Origin of the sequence: Pseudochrobactrum sp. AO18b (genome assembly GCF_000409565.1) — a bacterium.
GTDB classification, from domain to species: domain Bacteria; phylum Pseudomonadota; class Alphaproteobacteria; order Rhizobiales; family Rhizobiaceae; genus Pseudochrobactrum; species Pseudochrobactrum saccharolyticum.
The window spans coordinates 1-635 of the sequence record NZ_ANNO01000463.1 but is presented as its reverse complement, the minus strand read 5'-3'; the positions used below and the strand labels follow the sequence as shown (position 1 = coordinate 635).

Here is a 635-nt window from a genome sequence, read left to right as displayed (position 1 = left end):
TCAGCGGCTGTTTCTAGTGGTGGCGGTTGCTCCGCTCGGTCTGATCGGTGTGGTGGCGGCCTTGCTGCCAAGCGGCAAGCCGCTGGGTTTCGTGGCCATTCTCGGTGTGCTGGCGCTGATCGGTATCCTGATCCGCAATTCGGTGATCCTGATCGTGCAGGTGGAGGATCATATCAAAGAGGGGATGCATCCGTGGGATTCTGTTTATCAGGCTTCCCAGCATCGTATGCGTCCGATTGCGCTGACCGCAGCGGCGGCCAGTCTGGCGCTGATCCCGATTTCCCGTGAAGTGTTCTGGGGGCCGATGGCCTATGCCATGATGGGCGGGATTATTGCCGGAACTGTTATTACATTGCTGTTCCTGCCTGCGCTTTATGTGGCATGGTTCCGTGTGAAAGAGCCTGAGCATCCGGAGCCGGAAGATAGCTCCGAGGTGCCACCGGCTGAACCGGTGTTAGTACAATAGCTCAAATGCTAGAGCGGTTTACGTCCAGATTGGATCATAGCGCTCTAGATTCTTTATTTGGTTGCATTATCACGGGCGTCAAGTTGATCCAACTTGACATAATCAAGAAGTCAAGTTGATCCAACTTGACTGTGAAATGCTCTAAAGGGCAGCTTTCTCAACAGAAGCT

The 635-nt window shown here is 53.9% G+C and carries 1 protein-coding gene; it reads left to right on the top strand.

Translation table 11 applies throughout. The features are described from left to right. Positions 1 to 466, top strand: a 466-nt coding sequence (locus tag A918_RS20945) for an efflux RND transporter permease subunit (protein ID WP_198013311.1), incomplete at its 5' end; no start/stop codon positions are given. Positions 467 to 635 lie beyond the last annotated feature (169 nt).